Source organism: Roseomonas elaeocarpi, from assembly GCF_042433915.1.
Lineage (GTDB): Bacteria > Pseudomonadota > Alphaproteobacteria > Acetobacterales > Acetobacteraceae > Roseomonas > Roseomonas elaeocarpi.
In genome coordinates, this window is record NZ_JBHLUN010000019.1 from 1 (window position 1) to 2,500 (window position 2,500).

Consider the following 2,500-nt stretch of genomic DNA (forward strand, 5'->3'; position numbering starts at 1 on the left):
GCGGCCTGCCTCTTTCTGCGACGTTGGCCCATGTCTGACCAAGTGGCGAGCACGCAGAGCCGCTCATGGAGCTGTTGCTCCGCGAGCGGCGTGTTCAGCTGTGGTGCGTGTGTGTGGGGTGATGGATGCGGGGACAGGATTTGAACCTGTGACCTTCAGGTTATGAGCCTGACGAGCTACCGGGCTGCTCCACCCCGCGGTGGTGTTTGTGTTGAGGGGGATGGATGACGCATCGGGTGGCCTGGCGGCGACCGACTCTCCCGTGCCTTGAGGCACAGTACCATGGGCGCTGAGGCGTTTCACGGCCGAGTTCGGGATGGGATCGGGTGTGGCAGCCTCGCAATGGCCACCAGGCCACCGGATGCGTCATGCATTCCTCTGTGAGGGTGTGGATCTGGTGTGTGTGGGTGAGAGTGGGTGGTGTGTGTGTGAGCGTCTTGGTGCTGCGTGCGGTGCAGGTTTTGAGGCCTGCTGCTGTTTTTGTGTGGTGGTTCGGGGTCGAGGGTTTGAGTTCGATCGGGCGATTAGGACCGCTCGGCTGCATCCGTTACCGGACTTCGACCTGCGGCCTATCGACGTGGTGGTCTTCCACGGCCCTTAGGGAGACCTCGTTTCGAGGCTGGTTTCCCGCTTAGATGCCTTCAGCGGTTATCCGTTCCGCACTTAGCTACTCGGCGATGCGGCTGGCGCCACAACCGATGCACCAGAGGTGCGTCCATCCCGGTCCTCTCGTACTAGGGACAGATCCTCTCAAGTCTCCAACACCCATGGCAGATAGGGACCGAACTGTCTCACGACGTTCTAAACCCAGCTCACGTACCGCTTTAATCGGCGAACAGCCGAACCCTTGGGACCTGCTCCAGCCCCGGGATGCGATGAGCCGACATCGAGGTGCCAAACCTCCCCGTCGATGTGGACTCTTGGGGGAGATCAGCCTGTTATCCCTAGAGTACCTTTTATCCGTTGAGCGATGGCCCTTCCACGCGGGACCACCGGATCACTAAGGCCGACTTTCGTCTCTGCTCGCGCTGTCGCGCTCGCAGTCAGGCGGGCTTATGCCTTTGCACTCAACAGCCGATGTCCGACCGGCTTGAGCCCACCATCGCGCGCCTCCGTTACACTTTGGGAGGCGACCGCCCCAGTCAAACTGCCCACCACGCAGGGTCCTGGCCCGGGCTAACCGGGCTCAGTTAGATGCCAGAAAGAAACAGGGTGGTATTTCAAGGTTGGCTCCACCGAAGCTGGCGCCCCGGGTTCAATGCCTCCCACCTATCCTACACAGTTCCTTCCTGGCACCACTGCGAAGCTGCAGTAAAGGTTCATAGGGTCTTTCCGTCTGACCACGGGTACCCCGCATCTTCACGGGGAATTCAATTTCGCTGAGTCCATGCTGGAGACAGTGGGGAAGTCGTTACACCATTCGTGCAGGTCGGAACTTACCCGACAAGGAATTTCGCTACCTTAGGACCGTTATAGTTACGGCCGCCGTTTACCGGGGCTTCGGTTCGATGCTTGCACATCTCCCCTTGACCTTCCGGCACCGGGCAGGTGTCAGACCCTATACGTCATCTCTCGATTTCGCAGAGCCCTGTGTTTTTACTAAACAGTCGCTACCCCCTGGTCTGTGCCACCCACCGATGCTTGCGCAACGGTGGGTCTCGCTTATCCCGAAGTTACGCGAGTAATTTGCCTAGTTCCTTCAGCATGGTTCTCTCAAGCGCCTCGGTATTCTCAACCAGTCCACCTGTGTCGGTTTCGGGTACGGTCTATGTCGACAGCGCTGTTTCCTGGACTGCGGGACCAGCCCTCCCAATCCAATAAGGGAGAACAAGCTTTCACAGTCGTCACGTCTGTCAGGCCCAGGAATATTCACCTGGTTTCCATCGGCTACGGCTTTCGCCCTCGCCTTAGGGGCCGGCTCACCCTGCGCGGATTGACCTTGCGCAGGAACCCTTGGACTTTCGGCGAGAGGGGTTCTCACCCTCTTTGTCGCTACTCATGTCCGCATTCTCACTTCCGATACCTCCAGCAGACCTCACGATCCACCTTCAACGGCCTACGGAACGCTCCGCTACCGCGTGCCTTACGGCACACCCACAGCTTCGGTGCATGGCTTGAGCCCCGTTACATTTTCGCCGCAGAACAGCTATTAGACCAGTGAGCTATTACGCTTTCTTTAAAGGATGGCTGCTTCTAAGCCAACCTCCTGGTTGTTTTGGCCGTCCCACATGCTTTCCCACTTAGCCATGACTTGGGGACCTTAGCTGGTGGTCTGGGCTGTTTCCCTCTCGACAATGGACCTTAGCACCCACTGTCTGTCTGCCGTCCTGTACTCGCCGGCATTCGGAGTTCGGTAGGGTTTGGTAGGGCTTTGGGCCCCCCTAGCCCTTCCGGTGCTCTACCTCCGGCGGTAATCGAACGACGATCTACCTCAATAGATTTCGCGGAGAACCAGCTATTTCCGAGTTTGATTGGCCTTTCACCCCTAGCCACAGCTCAT

The 2,500-nt window shown here is 58.6% G+C and carries 1 tRNA gene and 2 rRNA genes (1 of these 3 cut by a window edge); all 3 read right to left on the reverse strand.

Annotated elements, in window-relative coordinates:
• Positions 1–122 precede the first annotated feature (122 nt).
• Positions 123–199, reverse strand: a tRNA-Met gene (locus ACFFGY_RS21715).
• 40 nt (positions 200–239) lie between these two features.
• A 5S ribosomal RNA gene (rrf, locus tag ACFFGY_RS21720) occupies positions 240–354 on the reverse strand.
• Between the two features lie 149 nt (positions 355–503).
• Positions 504–2,500: ribosomal RNA gene (locus ACFFGY_RS21725) — 23S ribosomal RNA — on the reverse strand (it continues 744 nt past the right edge of the window).